Source organism: Bradyrhizobium sp. WSM4872 (assembly GCF_055811715.1).
In genome coordinates this window covers 46,622-69,945 of the sequence record NZ_JBVVPT010000026.1, presented here as the reverse complement: position 1 = coordinate 69,945, position 23,324 = coordinate 46,622, and the positions used below count along the sequence as shown (strand labels likewise).

General features: G+C 63.9%; 21 protein-coding genes. 10 read left to right on the top strand and 11 right to left on the bottom strand.

Annotation, left to right across the window (positions count from 1 at the left end; all coding sequences use genetic code 11):
- Window positions 1–58: 58 nt before the first annotated feature.
- The 6 genes from AC0L3C_RS27605 to AC0L3C_RS27580 all read left to right on the top strand — a co-directional run bounded on the left by AC0L3C_RS27605 (window position 59) and on the right by AC0L3C_RS27580 (window position 3,495).
- Entirely contained in the window at window positions 59–1,003 is a 945-nt protein-coding gene (locus AC0L3C_RS27605; protein WP_473263071.1) for a metallophosphoesterase family protein, read from the top strand.
- A gap of 23 nt (window positions 1,004–1,026) precedes the next feature.
- On the top strand, window positions 1,027–1,362 hold the full coding sequence (locus AC0L3C_RS27600; protein ID WP_473263070.1) for a cupredoxin domain-containing protein: 336 nt from the start codon (window positions 1,027–1,029) through the stop codon (window positions 1,360–1,362).
- A gap of 157 nt (window positions 1,363–1,519) precedes the next feature.
- Window positions 1,520–2,068, top strand: a complete 549-nt coding sequence (locus tag AC0L3C_RS27595) for a sigma-70 family RNA polymerase sigma factor (protein WP_473277693.1) — start codon at window positions 1,520–1,522, stop codon at window positions 2,066–2,068.
- Window positions 2,065–2,838, top strand: a complete 774-nt coding sequence (locus AC0L3C_RS27590) for an anti-sigma factor family protein (RefSeq protein WP_473277692.1) — start codon at window positions 2,065–2,067, stop codon at window positions 2,836–2,838. Before AC0L3C_RS27595 ends, AC0L3C_RS27590 begins: the two co-directional genes overlap by 4 nt.
- A gap of 58 nt (window positions 2,839–2,896) precedes the next feature.
- On the top strand, window positions 2,897–3,178 hold the full coding sequence (locus tag AC0L3C_RS27585) for a type II toxin-antitoxin system RelE/ParE family toxin (RefSeq protein ID WP_473277691.1): 282 nt from the start codon (window positions 2,897–2,899) through the stop codon (window positions 3,176–3,178).
- Window positions 3,179–3,189: 11 nt separating this feature from the next.
- The gene (locus tag AC0L3C_RS27580; protein WP_473263065.1) at window positions 3,190–3,495 is read left to right on the top strand and encodes a HigA family addiction module antitoxin; all 306 of its coding nucleotides are present in this window, start codon (window positions 3,190–3,192) and stop codon (window positions 3,493–3,495) included.
- A gap of 9 nt (window positions 3,496–3,504) precedes the next feature.
- Here AC0L3C_RS27580 and hpnO read toward each other — a convergent pair whose 3' ends face one another.
- Window positions 3,505–4,896 (bottom strand): aminobacteriohopanetriol synthase HpnO, encoded by a 1,392-nt coding sequence (gene hpnO / locus AC0L3C_RS27575; protein ID WP_473409502.1) that lies wholly within the window; start codon window positions 4,894–4,896, stop codon window positions 3,505–3,507.
- 141 nt (window positions 4,897–5,037) lie between these two features.
- On the opposite strand from hpnO, the gene AC0L3C_RS27570 reads away from it, so the two are divergent.
- On the top strand, window positions 5,038–5,670 hold the full coding sequence (locus AC0L3C_RS27570) for a DUF2147 domain-containing protein (protein WP_473277690.1): 633 nt from the start codon (window positions 5,038–5,040) through the stop codon (window positions 5,668–5,670).
- Here AC0L3C_RS27570 and hpnN read toward each other — a convergent pair.
- Window positions 5,638–8,226, bottom strand: a complete 2,589-nt coding sequence (gene hpnN, locus AC0L3C_RS27565) for a hopanoid transporter HpnN (RefSeq protein ID WP_473409501.1) — start codon at window positions 8,224–8,226, stop codon at window positions 5,638–5,640. The genes AC0L3C_RS27570 and hpnN overlap by 33 nt on opposite strands.
- 461 nt (window positions 8,227–8,687) lie before the next feature.
- On the opposite strand from hpnN, the gene ispH reads away from it, so the two are divergent.
- The gene (gene ispH, locus AC0L3C_RS27560) at window positions 8,688–9,614 is read left to right on the top strand and encodes a 4-hydroxy-3-methylbut-2-enyl diphosphate reductase (RefSeq protein ID WP_473409500.1); all 927 of its coding nucleotides are present in this window, start codon (window positions 8,688–8,690) and stop codon (window positions 9,612–9,614) included.
- A gap of 36 nt (window positions 9,615–9,650) precedes the next feature.
- Window positions 9,651–10,811, top strand: coding sequence for an adenosyl-hopene transferase HpnH (hpnH, locus tag AC0L3C_RS27555; protein WP_007593619.1), 1,161 nt, complete (start codon window positions 9,651–9,653; stop codon window positions 10,809–10,811).
- A 169-nt stretch (window positions 10,812–10,980) separates the two neighbouring features.
- Here the strand turns inward: hpnH and AC0L3C_RS27550 are convergent, their stop codons facing one another.
- From AC0L3C_RS27550 to AC0L3C_RS27525, 6 genes are all read right to left on the bottom strand, one after another.
- On the bottom strand, window positions 10,981–11,730 hold the full coding sequence (locus tag AC0L3C_RS27550; RefSeq protein WP_473264023.1) for a phosphorylase: 750 nt from the start codon (window positions 11,728–11,730) through the stop codon (window positions 10,981–10,983).
- Window positions 11,727–13,694 carry a squalene--hopene cyclase gene (gene shc / locus AC0L3C_RS27545; RefSeq protein WP_473409499.1) on the bottom strand — a complete coding sequence of 656 codons (1,968 nt, stop codon included), beginning with the start codon at window positions 13,692–13,694 and terminating at the stop codon, window positions 11,727–11,729. Before shc ends, AC0L3C_RS27550 begins: the two co-directional genes overlap by 4 nt.
- Before the next feature lie 76 nt (window positions 13,695–13,770).
- A complete protein-coding gene (gene hpnE, locus AC0L3C_RS27540; RefSeq protein ID WP_473409498.1) occupies window positions 13,771–15,024 on the bottom strand; it encodes a hydroxysqualene dehydroxylase HpnE in 1,254 nt (417 codons plus the stop codon).
- Complete coding sequence (gene hpnD / locus AC0L3C_RS27535; protein WP_473409497.1) at window positions 15,024–15,863, bottom strand: presqualene diphosphate synthase HpnD; 840 nt, start codon at window positions 15,861–15,863, stop codon at window positions 15,024–15,026. The genes hpnE and hpnD overlap by 1 nt, the downstream gene beginning before the upstream one ends.
- Window positions 15,853–16,737 carry a squalene synthase HpnC gene (gene hpnC / locus AC0L3C_RS27530; protein WP_473264027.1) on the bottom strand — a complete coding sequence of 295 codons (885 nt, stop codon included), beginning with the start codon at window positions 16,735–16,737 and terminating at the stop codon, window positions 15,853–15,855. Before hpnC ends, hpnD begins: the two co-directional genes overlap by 11 nt.
- A 194-nt stretch (window positions 16,738–16,931) precedes the next feature.
- Window positions 16,932–17,165 (bottom strand): hypothetical protein, encoded by a 234-nt coding sequence (locus AC0L3C_RS27525; RefSeq protein WP_007593627.1) that lies wholly within the window; start codon window positions 17,163–17,165, stop codon window positions 16,932–16,934.
- A gap of 461 nt (window positions 17,166–17,626) precedes the next feature.
- Here AC0L3C_RS27525 and AC0L3C_RS27520 point away from each other — a divergent pair, with 461 nt between their 5' ends.
- A complete protein-coding gene (locus AC0L3C_RS27520) occupies window positions 17,627–18,124 on the top strand; it encodes a hypothetical protein (RefSeq protein ID WP_027516853.1) in 498 nt (165 codons plus the stop codon).
- Window positions 18,125–18,247: 123 nt separating this feature from the next.
- Here AC0L3C_RS27520 and AC0L3C_RS27515 read toward each other — a convergent pair whose 3' ends face one another.
- From AC0L3C_RS27515 to AC0L3C_RS27505, 3 genes are all read right to left on the bottom strand, one after another.
- Window positions 18,248–20,614 carry an efflux RND transporter permease subunit gene (locus tag AC0L3C_RS27515; RefSeq protein WP_473409496.1) on the bottom strand — a complete coding sequence of 789 codons (2,367 nt, stop codon included), beginning with the start codon at window positions 20,612–20,614 and terminating at the stop codon, window positions 18,248–18,250.
- A 206-nt stretch (window positions 20,615–20,820) separates the two neighbouring features.
- Entirely contained in the window at window positions 20,821–21,606 is a 786-nt protein-coding gene (gene eutC / locus AC0L3C_RS27510) for an ethanolamine ammonia-lyase subunit EutC (protein ID WP_473409495.1), read from the bottom strand.
- 6 nt (window positions 21,607–21,612) lie between these two features.
- Window positions 21,613–23,199: a B12-binding domain-containing radical SAM protein gene (locus AC0L3C_RS27505; RefSeq protein WP_247816636.1), complete on the bottom strand. Its 1,587-nt coding sequence runs from the start codon at window positions 23,197–23,199 to the stop codon at window positions 21,613–21,615.
- Window positions 23,200–23,324: the final 125 nt, after the last annotated feature.

The window sequence follows — 23,324 nt, the reverse complement described above, 5'->3', positions numbered from 1 at the left end:
CCCCTCCTCCCCCAATCACCTCCCCGAAGCCCAATTCCGGGCGAAGTGGAGCTGCGCGATGAGCGGACACGATCACGGCGAGGACGGCTTAAGCCGCCGCAAGGTGTTGGAATGCATGACCTGGGCCGGCACCGGGGTGCTCTGGACCATCACGGGTGGCGTGCCGCGCTCGCTCGGCATCATCGATTCCGCGCAAGCTGCGACCGCGGTCGCGCCCGGAATGACCTTCCTCCAGATCAGCGACAGCCATGTCGGCTTCGACAAGCCGGCCAATCCCAACGCGCTCGGCACGCTGGAGGAAGCCGTCAACAAGATCAACGCGATGCCGGTCAAGCCGTCGTTCATGATCCACACTGGCGACATCACCCATCTGTCCAAGGCCGCCGAGTTCGACAATGCCGACCGCATCATCTCGCAGAGCAAGCTCGACGTGCACTACGTGCCCGGCGAGCATGACTTCCTCGACGAGGACGTGAAGTTCTATCGCGAGCGCTACGGCCGCGGCACCAAGGGCGCAGGCTGGTATTCGTTCGACGCCGGCGGAGTGCACTTCATCGGCCTCGTCAATGTCGTCGACCTCAAGGCCGGAGGCCTCGGCAATCTCGGCGCCGAGCAGCTGGCCTGGCTCGAGGACGACCTGCGCGGCAAGTCGAAATCGACGCCGATCGTGCTGTTCGCCCACATCCCGCTCTGGACCGTTTATCCCGAGTGGGGCTGGGGCACTGAGGACGGCGCCCGCGCGCTGGACCAGGTGAAGGGCTTTGGCTCGGTCACCGTGCTGAACGGCCACATCCACCAGGTGATGCAGAAGGTCGAGGGTAACGTCACCTTCCATACCGCGCGCTCGACCGCCTTCCCGCAGCCGGCACCGGGAGCTGCCCCCTCGCCCGGACCGATGAAGGTCGAGGACGCAAAGCTCCGCGCTATGCTCGGTGTGGCTAGCATCAACTTCAAGCAGAACGAGCAGCGGCTCGCGATCATCGACACGCCGCTCCAGGGTTGATGCAGGACTAACGGAAGCTGACAATGAATACATTCAATCGCCGCGACCTCGGTGTCGCCTTCGGTCTCGCTTTGGCCGCGGCCATGCTGCTACCCGCCACAACCGCCCATGCCGACGACATGGAGGTGCATATCGACAATTTCGTCTTCCAGCCGGCCGAGCTCAGGATCAAGGTCGGGACGACCGTGACCTGGACCAACCGGGACGACATCCCCCACACCGTGGTGTCGGCCGGCAAGTTCAGGTCCAAGACCCTGGACACTGACGACAAGTTCTCGTTCACCTTTACCAATGCGGGTGACTACAAATATTTTTGTTCTCTGCACCCGCACATGACGGGGATGATCAAGGTTGAGTAACATCTCGAACCAAGGCATCAACGTCTTGCCCGGCCGGTGGTCCCACGCCGGCCGGGCTCATGTGCCTTCGGTCACACACGGAGACAAGACGAACAGGGACGAGACGAACAGCGACGACACGAAGCAACGAGCAGAACAAGAGGCAAAGCGAGGAGCGATGCCTGCCAACGACGATTTGCAGAAGGCGCAACGCTTCCGCGAGGCGGCTCTGCCCCATCTCGACGACGTCTACACGCTCGCGCGCTATCTGTTGCGTGACGCCTCCGATGCCGAGGACGCGGTACAGGAGTGCTATCTGCGCGCGCTGAAGCATTTCGACAGCTATCGCGGGCCGGCGATGAAGCCCTGGCTGTTGGCGATCCTGCGTAACGTCTGCAATGCCGAATATGCACGGCGCGCCCACAGGCACAGCGCGATCGACGATACGCCCGGCGCTGCCGAGCAGACGCCGGTCTGGCAAGAGACCGAGGCCAGCCCCGAAACCGAGGTGCTGCGCAACCGCGATGCGGGCGCGATCCGCAAGCTGATCGACGCGCTCGCCGAGCCGTTCAAGGAAACATTCGTGCTGCGGGAGATCAACAACCTGTCCTATCGTGAAATCGCCGAGGCGGTCGGTGCCCCCGTCGGCACTGTGATGTCCCGCCTCGCCCGCGCCCGCGCCATGCTGCGCGCGGCCTGGACGGCGGATGAGGAGCAAGCAAGATGACCTGCGACGAAGCAAGAATGCTGCTTCACGCGCTGCTCGACAACGAGCTTGATGCCGGCCATGCGCGCGAGGTCGAAACTCATATCGCCAGCTGCCCGACCTGCGCTGCGGAGCTTTCGGCCCAACGCGACATGCAGCGCGTGCTCGCGGACGCCGACTTGCGCTACACCGCACCGGCGAGCCTGCGTGCGCGTATCGAGGCTTCGCTGCCGCAGCCGCAGCCGCAGCGTCAACAGCCGAGCCGCCGCTCCGTGCTGCGCGGCTTTGCGATGGGCTCGGCAGTCTCCGCGCTCGCCGCCTCCGGCGTTGTCGCATTGGTGCTGCGCCAGGACGACCAGCAGCGCATCCTGTCGGAGGTCGTCTCCGCGCATCTGCGCTCGCTCCAGGCCGGCCACCTCATCGACGTGGTGTCGACCGACCAGCACACGGTGAAGCCGTGGTTCAACGGCAAGCTCGACGTCGCCCCGCCCGTCATCGACCTCACCGCACAAGGTTTTACGCTGGTCGGCGGCAGGCTCGATTATATCGACGCCCGTGCCATCGGTGCGGTCGTCTACAAGCGCCGGCAGCACGTGGTCAATCTGTTCGTGTCGCAGACATCGAACACCGAACACCGGCCGCCGAAGACCCAGACCATGCAGGGCTTCAACTGCCGCCGCTGGGGCGAGCGCGGCCTGAACTTCTGGGCCGTCAGCGATCTCGGCGCAGACGAGCTCGCCGAGTTCGTCGACAAGTTCGAGGCGGCGATGAAGGCGAATGTGGAGGGGTAGCGGCCTCGTTGATACGCGGGACCTTGAACCGTGTATCAGATAGTGATACATTGCCTGAGTGATCAAGACCTTCAGGGATAAGACGACTGAGGCGGTCTTTGACAGCGAAAGCCCTAAAGGCTTTCCGGCTGATCTGGTGAAGGTTGCGCGTCGGAAATTGCGCTATCTGCACGCAGCCAGCGAACTCAGCGACTTAAGGGCGCCGCCCGGCAACCGTCTTGAGGCCCTCGCGGGCGATCGCAAGGGACAGCACTCGATCAGGATCAACGATCAGTTCCGAGTGTGCTTCGTCTGGACAGCGCAGGGCGCCGCCGAGGTCGAGATTGTGGACTATCACTAGGAGACGTGAGGATGGCCAAAAAATTAAAGCCCATGCATCCTGGTGAGGTTCTTCGGGAGGAATTTCTGGTTCCGCTAGACATGTCGGCTGGCGCGCTCGCCAAGACATGCGGCCTTCCCCGCACGCGAATCGAGCGAATCGCGAGCGAGCAGACTGGGGTCACCGCCGACACAGCACTTCGACTCGCCAAAGCCCTCGGTACGACCGCCGAGCTATGGCTCAATCTCCAGAACGATTACGATATCCAGATTGCCAAACGCGATCTCGGCAAGGCGCTCGACCGCATCGAGACTGTAAACAAGCCCAAGGCGGCCTGAGGGATCAGGTTACGCCGACCGCCTCACCGCGTTGTCCACCAGCGTCTTGCCGAGCGACCAGATCGCGCCGGGGACCTTGTGGCTGCCGCCGATGACGTCGTCGAAGGCGCGCTCGATCCAGCCGCAATCTTCCTCGGTGATGGTGAGCGGCGGCAGAAGCTTGATGGTGTGGCTGCCATGGCCGGCGACTTGCGTGAGGATCTTGTGGTCCTTGAACAGCGGCACGGTGATGAGCTGGCAGAACAGGCCCTTGTTGGCTGCCTCCAGCACGTTCCAGGACGCCCGCAGCCGCAGCGATTTCGGCGGGCCGAACTCGACGCCGATCATCAGGCCCTTGCCGCGGACTTCCTTCAACAGCTCGTAGCCGGGCACCATGCGCGTGAGCGCGAGGCGCAGCTCGGCACCGCGCTTGGCGGCGGACTCGATCAGCTTCTCGGACTCCATGACGTCGAGCGTGGCGATGCCCGCGGCCATCGCCAGGTCGTTCTTGGAGAAAGTCGAGCCGTGCACGACCGCACGGTCCATCTGGTTGAAGATCTTGTCGAAGATGCTCTTGCGCGTCAGCACCGCGCCGACCGGCACATGGCCGCCGGACAGCGACTTCGAGAGCAGCACCATGTCGGGCTCGACGTTCCAGTGCTCGACCGCGAGGAAGCGGCCGGTGCGGCCCATGCCGGTCTGGATCTCGTCGGCGACGAACAGCGTGCCGTATTTCTTGCAGAGCGCAGCTGCACCCGGCAGGAACTCGTCGCTGGGCATGTTGACGCCCTTGCCTTGGATCGGCTCCACGACGAAGGCCGCCACCTCGCGCGAGGCCAGCGCCTTTTCGAGCGCGGCGAGATCGTTGAACGGGACCGAGGTGCAGCCCGGCAGCAACGGCTCGAAGCCGGTGCGGAAGTTCGAATCACCGGTCAGCGACAGCGCGCCATAGGTCAGTCCGTGATAGCCGTGGGCACAATAGACGATCCCCGGACGGCCGGTGGCGCCGCGGGCGAACTTGATCGCCGCTTCGACGCATTCGGCGCCGGAATTGGCGAAGAACGCCTTGTCGAGATAGGGGACGTACTTCAAAAGCCGCTCGGCAAGCACGCCGGCAAGCACCGAGACGTCAAACTGGACGAGGTTGGGCAGGTCGGCATCGAGCACGCTCTTGAGCGCCTCGCGCATGACCGGATGATTGCGCCCGATCGCAAACACGCCAAAACCGGACAAGAGGTCGAGATAGCGCGCCCCGTCGCGGTCGTAGAGGTACTGTCCCTGCCCCTTCTGGAAGCCGACATCGTAGCCGATGGTCTTCAGAACCCGAACGAACTGCTCGTTCAGATGCCGATTATGCAGGGCGCTGCGCTGGGCCTGGCGGTCCGCGAACAGCTGAGACATGTCTGGATTTGGGCTGTGCATCCGCTACATACTTCGGTTGAGGGCCGTCTCGTCAACTGAAAACGGAACGTCGCTGAAAACGGTCTGTGCGGCCTTTTGCCCTTTTTCGGACCATCTTCGCAAGCAGAGCTTTAGACCATGTTGCACTGCCAAGGAACTATCATGCGTTTAGCCCTTTACACCGGACTAATACTGGCTGGCGGTTACACCTGCCTGACCCCCGCGCTCGCCGCCGATCCCACCGGCGACTGGCGGGTTGCCGATGGCGTCGCCAACATTCGTGTCGCCCAATGCAATGGCAGCATGTGGGGTGCGGTTTCCTGGGAAAAACAGCCCGGCGGCCGCGACGAGAACAATCCGGACGCGTCGAAAAAGACCCGGCCCACGCTCGGCATGGCGACCCTGATCGACATGAAGAAGAAGCCCGGCGCCGATCAGTGGGAAGGTCAGGTCTACAACGCCAAGGACGGCCAGCTCTACAGCGCGACCATCACGCCGGTTGGCACCGACCAGCTCGAGATCAAGGGCTGCGTGATGGGATTCCTGTGCGGTGGCGAGACCTGGACCCGGGTCAGCCCCCCGATTCCCTTGAGCTCCGCCAACGCGATGGCCAAGGGCGCGCCGAAGTCCACCGGCGCGGCGCCGAAAGCCCCGGCGACGACGGGCGCTACAGCGGCGCAGCCTGCGCCCGCAGCCCCGAAGGCCGCCGGCACTGCCAAACCCGGTCAGAAGAGCGCCGCCGACCAGGTCGGGGACATCTGCCTACTCCCTGAGATTGCGGGGTTTGCCCATTAGGGCAGGCTGAAACAGCAGCACGGCGGCGAGCGTCGTCACCAGCGACAGCGCGAGCAGCTTGCCCATGCTGGACGTGCCGGGATGGCTCGACAGCCAAAGGCTGCCGAACGCGGTCGCCGTTGTCAGCGCGCTGAAAAAGATCGCGCGCGTCAGGCTGGTCTGGAGCAGGTTTGTCCTGCCCGAGCGCCAGGCCACGACATAGTAGATCTTGAAGGCCACGCCGACGCCGAGCAGCAGCGGGAACGCGACGATATTGGCGAAGTTGAGCGGCAAGCCGATCAGCACGCAGATCTCGAGCGTCACCGCGCCGGCCACCAGCAGCGGCACCAGCGTCATCAGCACGTCGACGAACCGGCGCAGCGTGATCCACAGCAGCAGGCCGATCACCAGCAGCGCGTAGATTCCCGCATGGATGAACGCCTTAACCACGGTGTCGCCGGATTTCAGGATCGAGACCGGACCGCCGATCGCGGTCGGCTCGGCAACGAGCACCGCCGCCGCAAATTTGCGCAGCGTGTCGTTATCGTTGGGATCGCCCTTCGGCAACGCCTCGACCCGGATGATGCCGTCCTTGCTCTTCCAGGCGCTGACGAGATCTGCCGGCAATGACTTCAGCGTGACCGGCTCGGCCTGCATCGCGTTCCGGAGCTGGTCGAACACGATCTTCATCGGCGCGATGAACACGTCCTGCGCCTTGTTCCGCGTGGCTTCATCGCCATTGGCGAGCTTTTCCAGCGCGTCCGCGAGCCGACGCGAGGCGACCGCACCCGGGCCCTTCGCATCGCCTGCGGTCCGGCGCAGATTGTCGACCGAGGATTTCAGCGCATCGACGTTTTCCTTGTCCGATGGCGCGGCGTCGATCTGGTCGGGATTGAGCGCGGGATTCAGCACCTTGGCGCCCTGCGCGATCAGCTTCAGCTTCGGCGGCTGGTCTTCGGGAACGAAGCTGTTGAGCGACATCACGCGCAGCACCTCCGGCACCTTCTCCAGCTTCGCCTCCACCTGCTTCGCCTGCTCTTCCGACGTGGTCATCACGTTGATGGCATTGGCGCCGGTGTTGGGATCCTTGCGCAAATCGAGGAAGGTCGCGATCGACTCCGCCTTCGGGTTGCGCAGGTTCATCGGGTTGAAGTCGAACTTCATGAAATAGAGCAGCGGCAGCCCGGCGACCGCCAGAAACATCGTGCCGCCGACGACGAGCACGCGGTGCTTCTCCAGGAAGTGATCGAGCGGCGCCAGGAAGGCATAGCCGACCGGCTCCTTCTCACCGGGCGGGTTCAACAGCTTCAGCATCGCCGGCAGCACCGTGATGCTGGTGACGAACGCGACCAGCATGCCGACTCCGGCGATCTGGCCGAGTTCGGCGATCCCCTTGTAGTCGGTGGGGATGAAGCAGAGGAAGCCGGCTGCGGTCGCCATTGCCGCCAGCGACAACGGAATTGCCGAGCGCTTGGCGGCCAGGATCAGCGCACCCGAGAGATCGTTGTGCTTGTAGCGCTCGGAGCGATAGCGGACGCTGTACTGAATGCCGAAATCGACGCCGAGGCCGACGAACAGCACGGCGAACGCGATCGACAACAAATTGAGCGAGCCCACCATCATCAGGCCGGCGGCGGTTGTCAGCGCAAGACCCACGAAGAGATTGACGAACACCGCGAAGATGATCTTCGCCGAATGCAGCGCCAGCCACAGGATGAGCAGCACGACGAGCACCGTCCCGATGCCGTTGACGACAGCGCCTTCCTGGACGGTTGCATATTCCTCATTGGCGATCGGGACCGGTCCGGTCAGCCGGACCCGCGCCTGATATTTGGTGGCAAAATCCAGATCGGCTGCGGCCTTGCGGATCGCGTCGGTTGCCCCCTTGCCGGGCTCGAGCGCGTTGTAGTCGAGGATCGGCTTGAATTCGATGAAGGCGCGCTTGTCCGAATCCGTCAGCGGCTCGTCACTGACGAGCTCGCGCCAGGAGAAGGTCGCGTTGCCCTTGTTGAGCACGGTCTCGACCGTTTGCGCGATCTGGTTGAAGGGCCGCTCGGTGTTGTCGAGCTTGACCTGCCCGCGCTTGACGCCGGCAAGTCCGGTCTCGAGCGCGCCGGTGAGGCCTCGGATCGAGGGATCGCCTGCCATGATCTCGATGAGGGGCGCGGCGGATTCGAACTGGCTGGTGACCTTGGCGACTTCCTCGGTCGGCAGGAACAACAGGCCATTCTTCTCGAAGAACTCGCCGGTGCCGAGCTGCTGCATCGACTGGAACTCGGTCTTGTTGTCCTTCAGCTTGGCATAGAGTGCGTCCGACGCCGCGGTCGCCATCTCCGGCGTCTTGGCTTCGACCACCGCCGTAATCGTCGCATCGCGGTCGAAGGCGCGATCGAACTGCTGGTCGCGTTGGCGCCAGTCCAGATTTTGGGCAATCAGCGAATTGATATCGGTGTTGATGGCGAAATGCTGGGACGTGTAATAGCCCGCCCCCACCGCCAGCAGGAGCCCGAGAACGACGACGAGGGAGGCAAACCGGGTGCAGGCCCTGACGATGGCAACGACGACGCTTTGCAGCACTACTTTTCTTTCTGCGGTTAACAGCTTGCCGGAAACGCCCGCTATGTAACGGAGTTCCCAGCCGAAACCTATTGCTGTTTTGAGTGGTTATCGCCGTCAGAAGGTTCGAGGTAAACGGCGGAAGACCATGGCAAAATCATGCGGGACGGTCGGTATAGCCGGGGAGTTGAGGCGGGAAAGTGACGAAGGGGCAAACATCGATGCCACCGTTTTCCTGACCAATCACCCTCTACTATAATACCGCAAAAGTGATCCAGTGGGGAACCAAAGTTCATTCTACCTTTCCTTGCTGCCGATTTTTTGACACAAAGTACTGCGCCTCCATGCACCGGGGCCCCGACAGCGGTGGGCAGCTACCGCGTGCGCGAAGCCGTGGTGCGGATATTGCAACTCATTGGTTCGTATCGGGGTGTCCCCTGAACTTGAGAGCGGATTGGTGCAACTTGCGTGATGGACGTCCAATGGAAGTTTATCTGGCGCAACCGCGCGGCTTTTGCGCGGGGGTGGTGCGTGCGATCGAGATCGTGGAACGGGCGCTGGAGAAGTACGGCCCGCCCGTCTACGTGCGCCATGAGATCGTGCACAACAAGTACGTCGTCGAGAGCCTGAAAAACAAGGGCGCGATCTTCGTCGAGGAACTGTCGGAGGTGCCGCCGAAGGCTGTGACGGTCTTTAGCGCTCATGGCGTCGCCCGCAGCGTCGAGGAGGAAGCGGCCGCGCGCGACCTTCCGGTGCTCAATGCCACCTGCCCCCTGGTCACGAAAGTTCACAATCAGGGGAAGCGCTACATCGCCAGAGGCCGCACCCTGATCCTGATCGGCCATGCCGGCCACCCCGAGGTCGAGGGTACCATGGGCCAGGTTCCCGCCCCCGTATTGCTGGTCCAAAGCGTTGAAGAAGTTAAGGTCCTTGAGCTGCCGGCGGATACGCCAGTGGCCTATATCACCCAGACCACCCTGTCGGTGGATGACACCAAGGACATCATTTCGGCCCTGCAGGCCCGCTTTACAGATATTCAAGGCCCGGATATCCGGGATATCTGCTATGCGACACAGAACCGCCAATCTGCGGTAAGGGACTTGAGCAAGCTGGTCGACGTGATCTTGGTGGTGGGCGCTGCCAATAGCTCGAATTCGAACCGGCTCCGCGAAATCGGCACTGAGGCCGGTGTCGCGAGTTATCTGATCGCCGACGGCAGAGCGCTCAATCCCCAGTGGTTGAAAGATGCCAGAACCGTCGGTGTGACGGCTGGCGCTTCGGCGCCCGAGGTACTCGTGGATGACGTGATCGAAGCAATGCGGCGGATCGGACCGGTCAAGGTCTCGGTGCTCCCCGGCCGCGAGGAAAACATCGAATTCCGGCTTCCGGCCCAACTGGCTGCGAGCTGACCCCACCCGAATTTCAAGCCCAGAAAGAAACTTGTAATGGCTATCCCCTTCTTCAAGGAAATGCGTATCGGCGGCTATTTGATCAAGCAGAAGCTGCTTGGCCGCAAGCGCTATCCGCTCGTGCTGATGCTGGAGCCGCTGTTCCGCTGCAACCTCGCCTGCGTCGGCTGCGGCAAGATCGATTATCCGGATGCGATCCTCAACCGCCGCATGACCGCACAGGAGTGCTGGGACGCGGCCGACGAGTGCGGCGCGCCGATGGTCGCCATTCCCGGCGGCGAGCCGCTGATCCACAAGGAGATCGGCGAGATCGTGCGCGGCCTCGTGGCGCGCAAGAAGTTCGTCTCGCTCTGCACCAACGCGTTGTTGCTCGAGAAGAAGCTCGATCTGTTCGAGCCCTCGCCCTATCTGTTCTTCTCCGTGCATCTCGATGGCCTGAAGGAGCATCACGACAAGGCAGTGTCGCAGAAGGGCGTGTTCGACCGCGCCGTCTCCGCGATCAAGGCGGCCAAGGCCCGCGGCTTCACCGTCAACGTCAACGCCACCATCTTCGACGGCCATCCGGCCGAGGAGATCGCGAAGTTCTTGGACCTTACCGTCGAGCTCGGCGTCGGCGTCTCGATGTCGCCGGGCTACGCCTATGAGCGCGCGCCCGACCAGGAGCACTTCCTCAACCGCACCAAGACCAAGAAGCTGTTCCGCGACGTCTTTGCGATGGGCAAGGGCAAGAAGTGGAATTTCATGCATTCCGGCCTGTTCCTCGACTTCCTCGCCGGCAACCAGGAATACGAATGCACGCCCTGGGGCATGCCCGCGCGCAACATCTTCGGCTGGCAGAAGCCCTGCTATCTGCTCGGTGAAGGCTACGCCAAGACCTTCAAGGAGCTGATGGACACCACCGACTGGGAGACCTACGGCACCGGCAAGTACGAGAAGTGCGCCGACTGCATGGCCCATTGCGGCTACGAGCCGACGGCGGCGACCGCAGCCATCAACAACCCGCTGAAGGCGATGTGGGTGTCGCTGCGCGGCATCAGGACCACGGGTCCGATGGCGCCGGAGATCGACATGAGCAAGCAGCGTCCGGCGCAGTACATCTTCTCGGCGGAAGTGCAGAAGCGCCTGTCGGAGATCCGCAAGGACGAGGCCGCCGCCGCGCAGGAGAAGGCCGCACGGAAGGCTTCGACCGCCGCCTAATCGCGATGCCCTGTAGCCCGGATGGAGCGCAAGCGAAATCCGGGACGGTTCCTCCCGTTGCAAGCCCCCAGATGCGCTCCGCTCCATCCGAGCTACGCACCCCGAAATAGAAAAGGCCCGATCGCCAATCGCGACCGGGCCTTTTGTTATCAGTGATCGCAGAAACCGCTCAGGCCGCCTCGGAGACCAGCGCTTCGCTCTCCACGAGCTCGGTGCCAATCAAATAATCCCGGCAGCCGCGCAGGCTGCGTAGCGCGCGGTTGAAGTCGAGGCCGGTCGAGACCAGTCCATGCAGCGCGGTCGGATTGCGCGCGATGCCGCGCAGCACGGCCAGCACGTCGATCTGGCCGTTCGGCTTGATGGCGGCGCGGGCGAGTGCCGGCAGCGCGCGATGGGCGGGATCGCTGATGACGCGGACCGCGGCGAACGGCAAGCCGGCCTCGGCGGCATAGGCGGCCGCGATGTGGCTTTCCATGTCGACGGCGGCAGCTCCGGTCTCCGAATGCAGCGCCGCCTTGCAGGAGCGCCCGGTGACCACTTCCTCGGCACCGGCGAGGCTGCCGCGCACCACGCGGCGGCGCCCCGACGTCAGGCGGTCGATGAGATCATCTCCGAGCGAGAGGCCAGCGGCCCAGCGGGTATCGCCCGCGAGCACCTCGGTCGCGAGCACGACGTCACCGGAGCGCAGCGTCGGGTCCAGCCCGCCGGCCACGCCGAACGAGATCACACCGCGAATCGTCTCGGGATCCAGCACAGTCAGCAGCGCCCGCAACTGGGTCGGGCTGCTCGACGAGCAAATGACCGCCATGCCCGGCCCCGCCGCGATGCGGGCCTCCTGAACCAGTCCAGTCACGATCAATATCGGCCTCGGATCAACGGTTTGACCCGCGGTAAGATAGTCCCCCGTCCCCAAAGTCACATTCCGACCCCTACCACCCTGCTGTTGGTGTTCCGCAAGTTCCGATACCGCGCCAACGCCCACAGCGGGAAGAACTTCGGGTAACCATGGTACCGTAGATAGAATACACGGGGAAAGCCTGTGGCGGTGTACCGCTGTTCGTCCCACAGTCCTTTTTCGTTCTGTGTTGCAATCAGGTACTCCACCCCGCGGGCGACGGCCGGGTGATCAACCTCGCCTGCCGCCATCAGGGCAAGCAAGGCCCATGCCGTTTGCGAGGCGGTCGAGGGAGCAGCCTCCCAGCCCCGATAGTCCAGCCGGTAGCTGACGGCATCCTCGCCCCAGCCGCCGTCCTTGTTCTGGATCGAGGCCAGCCAGCCGGCGGCTTTCCGGATCATGGGGTCGTCATGGCGGATGCCGGCCATGTTGAGGGCGCACAGCACCGACCAGGTTCCATAGATGAAGTTCATGCCCCAGCGGCCATACCAGGACCCTTCCGGGTGCTGGCTCTTCCGCAGGTAGGCGACGCCATCGGCGACATGCTTGCTGGTCGTCGCGGTCTCGCCGAGCTGGGCCAGCATCGAGATGCAGCGCGCGGTGACGTCTTCGGTCGGTGGATCGAGCAGCGCGCCATGGTCCGAGAACGGGATGTTGTTTAGATAATATTCGAGATTGTTGACGTCGAAGGCAGCCCAGCCGCCGTCGTCGCTCTGCATGCCCTCGATCCATTCCCGGCCGCGATCGATCGCGGCGTCATAGCCGGCCGCGCCATGCTCCCGGCGCATGCGGTCCATCGACATCACGACAACCGCGGTGTCGTCGAGATCGGGATAATGGGCATTGTTGTACTGGAAGGCCCAGCCGCCCGGGCGCACGTCGGGCCGCTTCACCGCCCAGTCGCCCTTCACCTCGAGCTCCTGCTTCGGGATCAGCCAGTCGAGACCCTGCTTCGCCGCAGGCACCGCTCTGTCACCGCCGGCTTCGAGCAGTGCGTGCGCGGTCAGCGTCGTGTCCCACACCGGCGAGACGCAGGGCTGGCAATAGGCCTCGTCGTCCTTGATCACGAGCAGCTTGTCGATACCCCGGCGCGTGATCGCGCGCGGCGGATAACTCTCATCCTTGCCGAGCGCCTCGTACATCATGACGATGTTGGCCATCGGCGGGTAGATCGCGCCCATGCCGTCCTCGCCGTTCAACCGCTCCTCGGTGAAGGCGAGCGCGGCATCGATGGCGCGCTTGCGCAGACTCTTGGGAAACATCGGCTCGATCACGCGCAAAATGCCGTCGAGCGCACGGAACAGCACGAACCAGGCCATGCTCTGGTGCGGCGCCTTGGCGGTCATGCCGATCGAGCGCGGATCCTGCAGGAACAGCTCGTCGATGCCGACGCCCTTGGGATTCTTCGCCCTTGGCTTCAGCGCGGCGATGACCATCAGCGGCACCATGGTGGTGCGCGCCCAGTAGGAGATCTTGTTGATGTGGAACGGCGACCAGAACGGCAGCAGCACGATCTCGATCGGCAGCACCGGTACCGCGCGCCAGGTCACGACGCCAAACATCGCAAGCATGAAGCGCGTGAAGACGTTGCTGTGAATGGCGCCGCCGCGGGAATGGATCGCCTCGCGCGCACGCGCCATGTGCGGCGCGTCGATGGAATCACCGATCATCTTCAGCGCGAAATACGCCTTCACGCTGGCGCTCATGTCGAACTCGCCGTCGTGCACCAGCGGCCAGCCGCCATGGGCGCCCTGAACGCGGCGAAGATAATTGGCGATCTTGGCTTCGAGCACGGCATCGACCGGCTCGGCGAGATAGTGGCGCAGCAGGACGTATTCGGCCGGAATCGTGCAATCGGCCTCGAGCTCGAACACCCAATGGCCGTCGGGTTGCTGGAAGCCGAGGACGCCTTCGGTGGCCGACGCAATGCTCGATTCCAAGTTCCTGAATTCTTGGGCTTCGCGGCTGGTCGCGTTCACGGAATCCATCTCGCTCGATTGCTCCGATAGTCGATTGAATTAGCCGAAATTGACCGGGACAAATGCCCGTCAGGGCCGCCTGTCACTATCCCTTGGCGGCCAGAACCAGATCGGCGGCGCGATCACCGGATCGGACCGATCCCTCGATGGTTGCAGGCAATCCCGTAGCAGTCCAATCGCCTGCAAGAAACAGGTTTTTCAGCGCAGTGACCGGCCCTGGACGCAGGGCATTCTGCGCCGGCGTCGCCGCAAATGTGGCACGGCGCTCGCGCACGATCTGCCAAGGGGGAAGCTCGCCGGACACACCGCCCGCCTTGCAGACGTCGTTCCAGATCGCCTGCGCGAGTTCCTCCCGCGGCATGTCGACCAGGCGGTCGCCGTTGCTGATGGTGACGGACAGCCGGTTCGGGAACGCGAACAGCCATTCAACGACGCCGCCGATCACGCCAAGGATCGGAGCCGATCCCGCCGGCGGCTCGACGCGGAAATGCGCATTCACGATGGCGCGGAATTCGGTCGGCGTCTTCAGGCCCGGCAGCAGGTTGGAGGCAGCACGCGGCGGCACCGCCATCACGACGACATCACCCTCGCCGATCTGGATCACATCCTCGCCGCCGAAATTCAGCGCGCCAACCTTGCCGTCCTGAGTCGCAAACGAGCGCAGCTCATGGCCGAGCTGAACGGTGTGGCCGCGCTCGCTCAAGAATTTGACGGCGGGTTCGATCAGCACCGCGCTGAGGCCGTCGCGCGCGATCAGCGGGCGGCAGGCCTGCCCGCCGGCGAGCAGCGTCTCGCGCACGATCGCGCCGGCAAGCCCCGCCGAGCCTTCGGGTGGATCGACGTTGAGCGCCGCGAGCAGCAGCGGCTGCACCAGGCGCTGATAAAGGACGCCCTCGCAGGGAATGGACTTGCCGACCAGCGTCTCTTCCGAGGCCCAGATCAGCGGCGCCAGCTTCAGATAATCGGTCAAGCCGGTGTCGGGGACGCGGCGGCTCTCGTCGAGCACCCAGGTCGGGAGCCGGCCGTCGCCGAGGTCGATCTGCCAGCGCTGCCCGGTCTTGATATCGACGAAGGGAAACTGCGCGCGCTCCGGTCCGACGAGGCCCGCCTCGGTGCCGATCGAGCGCGCATAGGCGCGCGCATGGCTGTTGCCGGACAGCAGCAAATGGTTGCCGTTGTCGATGGTGAGATTGGTGGCGCCGTCGAAATAGGAACGGCAGCGGCCGCCGGCCTGCTGCGTCGCCTCGTGCACGGCGATCTTGAAGCCGGCACTGGCAAGCCGCACGGCGGCGGAGAGGCCGGAAATTCCAGCGCCAATGATGTGAGCTGTTTTTTGCATCAGATGAGAGCGTAACGGAGCAGGATGGCGATGCGTGTGACCTTCGACACACGCACCGGCTCGCGCGGCGCGTTGAACCCGCGCGCGATCAGGAGATCCAGAATGGCATGATAGTATTTCGACATCATCCGGGGCGCGCGCACCGCGCGGCGCCGGTTGCGGTTCATGATCTCGTCCGACTTCTCGAAATACAACTTTGCGCGCTGCGCCAGCGGCAGGCAGACCTTCGGCAGCGCGCGCTCGACGATCACGCGGTCCGGATCGTTGGAGGTGATGCCGGCATGCAGCAGCGCTTCGCGCGGCAGATAGAGCCGGCCGAGGCCCGCGTCCTCGTCGATGTCGCGCAGGATGTTGGTGAGCTGGAGCGCGCGGCCGAGATGATGGGCAAGCTCGATGCCGTCTTCTTCCGGCAGGCCGAAGACCCGGACCGACAGCCGCCCCACCGCACTCGCGACGCGATCACAATAGAGATCCAGCGTCGCCATGTCAGGCGCGCGGATGTCCTGCGGCACGTCCATCTCCATGCCGTCGACGATCGCAAGGAAATCCTCGCGCTTGAGGCCGAAGGTCTTCACCGAGGCGAGGTAGTCCTTCAGCCGCGGCGGCGGATTGCCCTGGTAGAGCGCATCGATGTCGTTGCGCCACGCCTGAAGGGCGGCGAGCCGCTCGTCGCGCGGTCCGTCGGAATCGGCGATGTCGTCGACCTGGCGGCAGAAGCTGTAGATCTGGAACATCGCTTCGCGCTGGTCGTGCGGCAGGATGCGCATCGCGGCGTAGAACGAACTGCCGGATGCGGTCGAGCCATAATTGGCGCCGGGCGAGGTCGCCTCAAGCGTCATGTGCAGTCCCCGGTCTGGAAATGGCCTTGCGTCCGACCGCGCGGCGGCCGACTTCGCCGATCATGCCTGCGAGGCTGAAGGTGAGGAGCTCGAGCTTGTTCAGGTGCACGCGCTCGCGCAGGGGATCGCGCACCTTCAACAGGCGCACGATGCGGTCGGCATAGGCCTGGATCACCGAGACCTCGACGCCGAGGCGGAAATCCCGGATCTCCGCAGCTAGCGACCTGCCCTCGTCGAGCAGCGCTTCGTTGCGCACGGCGAGAGCCTGAAGGCAGGCCAGCATCGGCGGTGGCGACTGCGCCAGTCCGAGCTGCTCGACCGAGGCGCCACTCGCGGCCAGCGCATCGCGCGGCAGATAGACGCGGTTGAGCTCGCGGAAATCCTTGCCGCAATCCTGAAGATGGTTGTTGATCTGCAGCGCTGCGCAGAGCGCATCCGACGCGGCCCAGGTCGCGGTGCTCTCACCATGGACGTCGAGCATGAAGCGGCCGACCGGCATCGCCGAATAGCGGCAATAATGGATGACCTCGTCCCAATTCTCGTAGCGCAACTTGGTCACGTCCATGCGGAACGCGATGAGCACGTCGAGCGCGTGGCGCGGCGCCATGCCGCGTTCGGCCAGTGCGTGCCGCAGGCTGACGGCCTCGGCCTGGGTGTCGCCTTTGCCGACCAATTCCGCCTCGAGCAGGTCGAGATAAGCGAGCTTCTCGTCCGGCGGCAGCGTGGCGTGGTCGGCGATGTCGTCGGCGGTGCGGACGAAATTGTAATACGCCAGGATCAGCGCGCGATGACGCGGATGAATGATCCAGGACGCGACGGGAAAGTTCTCGTCGCGCTCACCCTTTCCGGATCGCAATTCGCTCGCAGAGGTCATCGAGGGCTGGTCTACAATCGTTTGGACAGGAAGGGCTTTTTCGCTCGCGCTAGCCCGTGCCGGCGATGCCGCCGCGGCCCCCATATAGGGGAATACGGCCGCAAAACCAATCCTGTCTCTCGATGGCTGCCCTTTGCGGATCAGGTCCGAAAAGGCGGCCCTGGGGGCCGCCTTTTGTGGGCCAGTGGCCGAGCTTACTGGTTGTGGTTCTTCAGGACCTGGTCACAGGCCTGCGAAATCTTGGCCCGGTTTTCCTTGAGGCAGGCCAGGATGGTGAAATCGCCCTGATCGATGACCGGACGGCAGAGCTTCTGCACATCGCGCGAGCAGGCCTTCTGCTCGGCGTCCGTGCCGCGCCCTTGCTGGGCGAACGCTGCGGTCGAGAGGGAGGCCGACAGCAAGGTGAGAGCGACGAGAAGCTTACGCATTGTATTCCTTCATTCTGACGGCAGAATCGCACCAATCCCGGACAGCACAGCGCGACGACCGGAGCGGATTGTTCTGATGGGCAAGTCGCCGCGGGAGTAGCGGCCTCGGAGAAGGCACAAGCACTGGCAAATGCGGCCAAATTGGCGCCACGTCCACCAAATCAGGTCTTCCCTGCGCCTTCTCTGGCAAATGTAAGAGATTGATACTACGTCATAATTCAGGCACGCCGCGTTTTGCTGCGCACCTGTTGCAGAGCTGCATCTCTTCCTCCCGCCTTGGGCGTCAGAAACATGCCGAAACGCAGAGAATCCCGAGGCCAACCATGGCAAGCGCGCTTCGCGATGCCGACGTGTGGGCGGCCGGCCATTGAACCTGACACAGGCTCGGAACACTAAACCTTCGATGTGGCGAGACGTCCTTGGTGACAAGCGGACGTCGTTCCAAAACGGGATATTTTGAGATGAAATTCTTTGGACGATCTGAACTGGCAATCAAGGCAGCCGGCATCGGCGCTGTGCTGCTCTTCTCGGTTTCGACAAGTCAGGCTCAGTCGTCCGGACCGTTTGCAGGTTTCGAGGGCGCATGGACCGGCACGGGTACGGTGTCGCTGTCCGACGGCTCCACCGAGCGCATCCGTTGCAAGGCCGACTACAAAGTTGCCGGCACCGGTCTCAGCCTCAAGCAGGCGCTGCACTGCGCGTCCGACAGCTACAAATTCGACCTCACCAGCGACGTGACCAGCCAGGGGGAGCGGATCTCCGGCAATTGGAGCGAGACCAACCGCAACATCTTCGGCAATCTGCAGGGCACCGCCGGCGGCGGCCAGATCGAAGTGTTCGTCGAGGCCAACGGCTTTGCCGCCAATTTGTCGCTGCGCACCAACGGCACCAAGCAAACGGTGCAGATCTCATCCAAGGGCGAGATTCGCGGCGTCAACATCACGATGACGAAGGGCTGACAGCTCTTACCGCTTCGAAAGCAGCAAGCCCCGGATCTCGCGAACCGGGGCTTTGTTGTTTTTCGGAGGCGCGGCGCAGTCGCCCGGACCGCGCCGATTCGAGTGCCCGATGAATGAAGCCGCTCAGATCGCGGGCTTGTCGGTGCCCTGAAGCTTGGCGTGCAGATTGATCAGCCACATCGCCGTCGGCCGCAGGATGAAGAGATCGGCGACGAGCGCCATCACCATCGAGAAGGCGCTGAGCCAGCCGAACAGCCGCAGCGAGGGCAGGTCGGAGAACACCGTGACGACGAGGCCGCAGGCCAGCACCAGCGTGGTCAGGATCAATGCTGGGCCGACCAGCACGGTGGCGCGCTCCACCGCCAGCGCCGAGCCGACGCCCGGCTTGCTCTCGAGCCTGAGGCGGTTGAGGAAGTGGATGGTGGCGCTCAAGCCCAGGCCGAACGAGACGGTGAGCGCCACGACGCTGGCGAATTGCAGTCCCTCGCCCATCGCCCACAGCACCGTTCCCGACATCACGACGGGGAAGATACCCGGCAGGATGCAGGCGAACATCACGACCCAGGAACGGAAGGCCAAGCCGATGAAAATCGCGACCAGCGCGAATTCGACGGTGAGCCCGCGGTTGAGTTTCTCGATCATGCCGGCCGAGTTGCGCGCGGCAATCGCGGCAAGACCCGTGACCGCCACTTCATAGCCGGGATGCTTCTTGCGGACGGCGTCGAGCTCGGTATCGAGCTTGTCGACGATCGGCAGGAGCTGGCTGGAATCCTTGTCCGGCACGCGACCTGCGACCACGACGGCGTCCTGCTCGGCATCGATGAACCGGCGCACCAGATGCTCCGGAATGACGCTGACATATTCCTTCAGCGTCGCGACGTCGGCGCTGCCTGCCTTTTCCGCGAGCCAGCGGCGCAGGGTCTCGACCGACCAGACATTGCCGACACCGGCTGCCTTCTCCACCGTCGCGTGCACGTCCGCGATGGTCTGCAGCGTCTCCGGCGAATAGAGCGATTCCCCCTTGGGGAACTGGACCAGAACGTTGACCGGGTTGGCGCCGGTGAGCTTGGCGTCGAGCCGGTCGCTGGCGGCGACCGCCTGGCGCTTGTCCGGCACCTGGTCGGCGAGCCGGTAGCGCGGCTCCAGATTGGCGTAAATGACACCGAGGCCTGCCACGAACACCACGGCGATCAGGCTGAACAGGCCGGGGCGGCCCACCATGCGCACCGCGATCCAGTAGCAGAAATTACGCAGCGCCTGCACGCCGGCGTCCGCGCTCTGGAACTTGGTCGCAAAGACCTTCTCGTTGCGCACGAGCAGCACGCCGAACACCGGCACCAGCGACAACACCGCGACCAGCGCGATGATGGTGGCGGCGAGACCCGCCTCGCCAAACTTGCGGATCAGATCGGAGTCGGAGAACTGGAGCGCGATGAAGGAAATACCGGCGGTGCCGTGCGTCAGCACGCAGGCCGGTCCCACCACCAGCACCGCGTTCTTGAATGCGGTGAACTTGTCCTGGCCCGCGATCAGCCGGTCGCGCGCGGCGAAGGTGAGCTGCATCGAGTCCGAGAAACTGATCACCATGATGAGCGGCGTCATCACGTTCAGGAACATGTTGAGATTGAAATTGGCCCAGCCGAGCGCGCCGAGCGCCAGCAGGATCGCGATCATCGGCGGGAACGCCGCCGCCACCATGAACGAGATCTTGCGGAAGAAGATGATGGCGATGACACAGCCGGCGAGAATGCCGAGGATGTTGTAGGTGAGCCCGTCGCGCTCGACCGCGTTGCGGATTTCGAGCTGCATCACCGGCACGCCGGAAAGCTGCACGTTGAGGCCGGTGTCGCCGAGGTCTTCCTTCATCAGCGCCCGGATGTCGGCGACGGTCTTGGTCAGCTTGTTGGAGGCGACCACCTCCGGATCGAGCGACAGCACGATCAGCGCCAGCGTGCCGTCCTCGGACAACAGCTTGCCGCGGATGATCTCGTTGGTTTTGACACCCTCGATGAACTTGTCATAAGCCGCGCCCTCGGGCAGCTCGGGCGGGAACAGCGCGGCGGGAAGCTTGCCCGGCGCCGGCGCCTGACGCGCGGAGAACAGCGAGACCAGTCCGCGCGTGCCGTCGATCAGCTGCATGTCGGTGACGAAGTCGCGCAGCTTCTCGAGGTTGTTCCGCGCCAGCAGGGTCTTGCCCTCGACCACGACGAGGACGTCGAATTCCTCGGCCGGGAACTTCTTGGTCACCGCTTCGTACTGGCGGAATTCCGGCGTGTTGGACCGGAACAGCTGCGACAGCGAATCGTCGATCTTGATCCGGTGGATGCCGAACACGGCGCCGACGATCAGGACGAGCAGGACGATGCAGGAGACGATGGGCGCCCGGACTGCGATCAGCCCGATGCGCTCCAGCCCGAAGGCGATCGAGGACGCAGGCCCCTGCTCGACCTTGTCGACATGAACCTCACTCTCGCTGTGCTTTTCGAGCATGCCTTGTCCAGTTCCTAAATCGGCTCGGGTCTGTGAGCTTGTCGCGCCCCGCGAACGGCTTGAAAATGCCATACCAATGGGAGGCTTGCCCTTTGAAAATGCGCAGAAAATCGCCGCGAGGGGTTTAGCAGGTCAATCACCCTTCTCGCAAGCAGGCGGAGTGTGGCCGAATCGATCAAGATGTGGCGATTTTGCCTCAATGCCCTTCATTCGGGCAAAGCCGTGCCAATTCGACGCGGCGCGCGGTCCGCGCTCTCGTCCTTCAGCGCCACACCGGTCACTTCCCGCGCGAGCCCCTCGCGGACCAGCCAGGCGATCTTGAAGGCAGCCTCGTCATAGCTCAACCCGGCCTTGTGGATGTTCGACACGCAATTGCGCTCGGCATCGGTGCGATCAGGCTTCGGGGCGAAAGTCAGATAGGCGCCGAGACTGTCGGGCGCCGACAGGCCCGGCCGCTCGCCGATCAGCATCACGACCATGCGCGCGCCGAGAATGGCGCCGATCTCGTCGCCGAGCGCGACGCGCGCGCCTGAGGCGACGACGACATGGCCGATCGCGACACCATCGTCGGCTGCAAGCAACGGCAGCAGGCGCATCACCAGCGCGGCCGCATGGGCGTGGACCGCCGCCGCCGACAGCCCATCGCCAATCACGACCACGAGTTGGCACGGCTCCGAGGCGCTCTGCGTCAGGGCATCGACTGATCCGGCATCGAGCCGTCTGCCCAGATCGGGCCGCCGCAGATAGTCCCCGCGGTCGACCGCCCGGCTGTTCGCCTCGGTGACGACGAGGCCAAGCGCGCGGAGATCTGCGACCAGCCGCCGCGCATCGAAGACGGCATGCACGGCATCGCGGGCGCGGGCATGGTCCAGCGTGAAATCGAGCAGCGCCCGCGTCGGCAGGCTCGCGCCGCTGCGCCCGAGCGCGACGCGCGCGGGCGTAAGCGACCGCAGATCGAGGGTCGGACGACGCGGGATGGCCGGATCAGACATGTCGCATCATTCGGCGGGGACGGACGCCTCGCGTAGCCGGATCGAATAGTTCGAGGCGTTCTGCTGGCCGGTCGAGGCCGCCCGCGCAAAAGTGATGAGATGGTGCGCGATCAGGGTGCAGCCGATCAGGCCTTCGAGATCGCCGCGCTTGATGCGGCCCAGCGCGAACTTCCAGAACACGCGCTTGTAGTCGCCGAGCACGCCGACCTTCCAGAAGATGTTTCGCAGCATGACGAGGCCGCGCCTGATGTTGGGCCAGGTCTTCATCTCGTCCGGCGTCGGCATCTTCAGCCGGTGCACGTAAACGTGGTCGCATTGATACTGGAAGCGCGCGTAGACCTTCTCGGGCTCGTAGGCGACGGCCATGGCGTGCTTCCAGGACGCGACGACGTCGTCGTAGGGCAGCAGGAAGTTGACATTGGAATCGCGCCCGTCGTCCTCGACCAGGCGTCCCTCGCGCTCCAGACGGTCCCACAGCGGCGTCTTCGGCAGCGCCTGAAGCAGGTTGATCGTGAGCAGCGGAATCCGGGAGTCCTCAACAAAGGCGAGCAGCGCCTCCGAAGTATTCGGCTTGTCGGTATCGAGCCCCATGATGATGCCGGACACGACCTCCATGCCGTAGGAGTTGATGGTTTGCACGCCCTCGAGGATCGGGACCATCATGTTATGGTCCTTGTGCATCGCCTTCAGCGCATCGGGGTCGGGCGTCTCAATGCCGCAGAAGATGGTGACGAAATAGGCTTCGCGCATCTTCTCGAGGATTTCCGGCCGCTTGGCGATGTTGAGCGTCGCCTCGCAGGCGAGCCGCACCATGTAGCCGGTCCTCTTCTGCCATTCGATCAGATGCGGCAGGAGGTCCAGCGCCGCCTTGCGGTTGCCGATGAAATTGTCGTCGACGAAATAGACCGTGTCGGTCATGCCGCATTCGCGCAGGCGGTCGAGTTCGGCGATGATCTGCTCGGGCGACTTGAGGCGCGGATTGCGGCCATAGAGGCCGGGGATGTCGCAGAACTCGCACTGATACGGACAGCCGCTGGAATACTGGATGCTGCCGAGGAAGTATTTCTTGACGTCGGCGAGCTCGTAGGCCGGGATCGGAAACTCCGTCATCGGCACGCGGTCTTTGGTGGTCAGCACCACCTGCGCTTCCGGACGCGAGGTGTCGCGGGACAAGATTTCGAGCAGCTGATTGGTGGCGTCTCCGAGCTCACCGACATGGAGATAGTCGAACGACGGATAGTAATCCGGGCAGGCGCTGACAGAGGGACCGCCGAGCGCCACCGGCAGATCGAACTCGTGGGCGCGGCGGCAGATGTCGTTCATCTGCTGGCGCTGGATGTGCATGCCGCTGACGAAGACCGCCTCCGCCCATTCGAACTCTTCCCTCGTCGTACGGCGAAGGTTCTCGTCGACGAATTTGACCTGCCACTCCTCGGGCAGATAGGCCGCGAGCAGCAAGAGTCCCTGCGGCGGCATGAAGGCGCGGACGCCGTCGGTCAGGGGATAGGAATGCTCGAACGTCCCGAACGACGATGTGTATCGCGGAAACACGCAGAGAATCCGCCGGGACGTCCCGTTACTTTCAGCTCGCATCAAAGCTCCCCCGCCACGCTCGACTTAGCTGCGGAAATTGCCAGACAGACACATAGCGTAATGCTGCCGCCGGAATTTCTCAATATTGTGGCACGAGCATAATTCCCGGAAGCACCAATGGTTGC

Bases quoted from the DNA above. Each gene is read 5' to 3' on its own strand.
- shc (WP_473409499.1), bottom strand. From the start codon at position 13,694: ATGGATTCCGTGAACGCGACCAGCCGCGAAGCCCAAGAATTCAGGAAC.
- hpnD (WP_473409497.1), bottom strand. From the start codon at position 15,863: ATGACGCTTGAGGCGACCTCGCCCGGCGCCAATTATGGCTCGACCGCA.
- AC0L3C_RS27600 (WP_473263070.1), top strand. From the start codon at position 1,027: ATGAATACATTCAATCGCCGCGACCTCGGTGTCGCCTTCGGTCTCGCT.
- hpnO (WP_473409502.1), bottom strand. From the start codon at position 4,896: ATGCACAGCCCAAATCCAGACATGTCTCAGCTGTTCGCGGACCGCCAG.
- hpnH (WP_007593619.1), top strand. From the start codon at position 9,651: ATGGCTATCCCCTTCTTCAAGGAAATGCGTATCGGCGGCTATTTGATC.
- AC0L3C_RS27580 (WP_473263065.1), top strand. From the start codon at position 3,190: ATGGCCAAAAAATTAAAGCCCATGCATCCTGGTGAGGTTCTTCGGGAG.
- AC0L3C_RS27520 (WP_027516853.1), top strand. From the start codon at position 17,627: ATGAAATTCTTTGGACGATCTGAACTGGCAATCAAGGCAGCCGGCATC.
- AC0L3C_RS27605 (WP_473263071.1), top strand. From the start codon at position 59: ATGAGCGGACACGATCACGGCGAGGACGGCTTAAGCCGCCGCAAGGTG.
- AC0L3C_RS27570 (WP_473277690.1), top strand. From the start codon at position 5,038: ATGCGTTTAGCCCTTTACACCGGACTAATACTGGCTGGCGGTTACACC.
- AC0L3C_RS27525 (WP_007593627.1), bottom strand. From the start codon at position 17,165: ATGCGTAAGCTTCTCGTCGCTCTCACCTTGCTGTCGGCCTCCCTCTCG.
- hpnE (WP_473409498.1), bottom strand. From the start codon at position 15,024: ATGCAAAAAACAGCTCACATCATTGGCGCTGGAATTTCCGGCCTCTCC.
- AC0L3C_RS27505 (WP_247816636.1), bottom strand. From the start codon at position 23,199: ATGCGAGCTGAAAGTAACGGGACGTCCCGGCGGATTCTCTGCGTGTTT.
- eutC (WP_473409495.1), bottom strand. From the start codon at position 21,606: ATGTCTGATCCGGCCATCCCGCGTCGTCCGACCCTCGATCTGCGGTCG.
- AC0L3C_RS27595 (WP_473277693.1), top strand. From the start codon at position 1,520: ATGCCTGCCAACGACGATTTGCAGAAGGCGCAACGCTTCCGCGAGGCG.
- hpnC (WP_473264027.1), bottom strand. From the start codon at position 16,737: ATGACCTCTGCGAGCGAATTGCGATCCGGAAAGGGTGAGCGCGACGAG.
- AC0L3C_RS27515 (WP_473409496.1), bottom strand. From the start codon at position 20,614: ATGCTCGAAAAGCACAGCGAGAGTGAGGTTCATGTCGACAAGGTCGAG.
- AC0L3C_RS27590 (WP_473277692.1), top strand. From the start codon at position 2,065: ATGACCTGCGACGAAGCAAGAATGCTGCTTCACGCGCTGCTCGACAAC.
- ispH (WP_473409500.1), top strand. From the start codon at position 8,688: ATGGAAGTTTATCTGGCGCAACCGCGCGGCTTTTGCGCGGGGGTGGTG.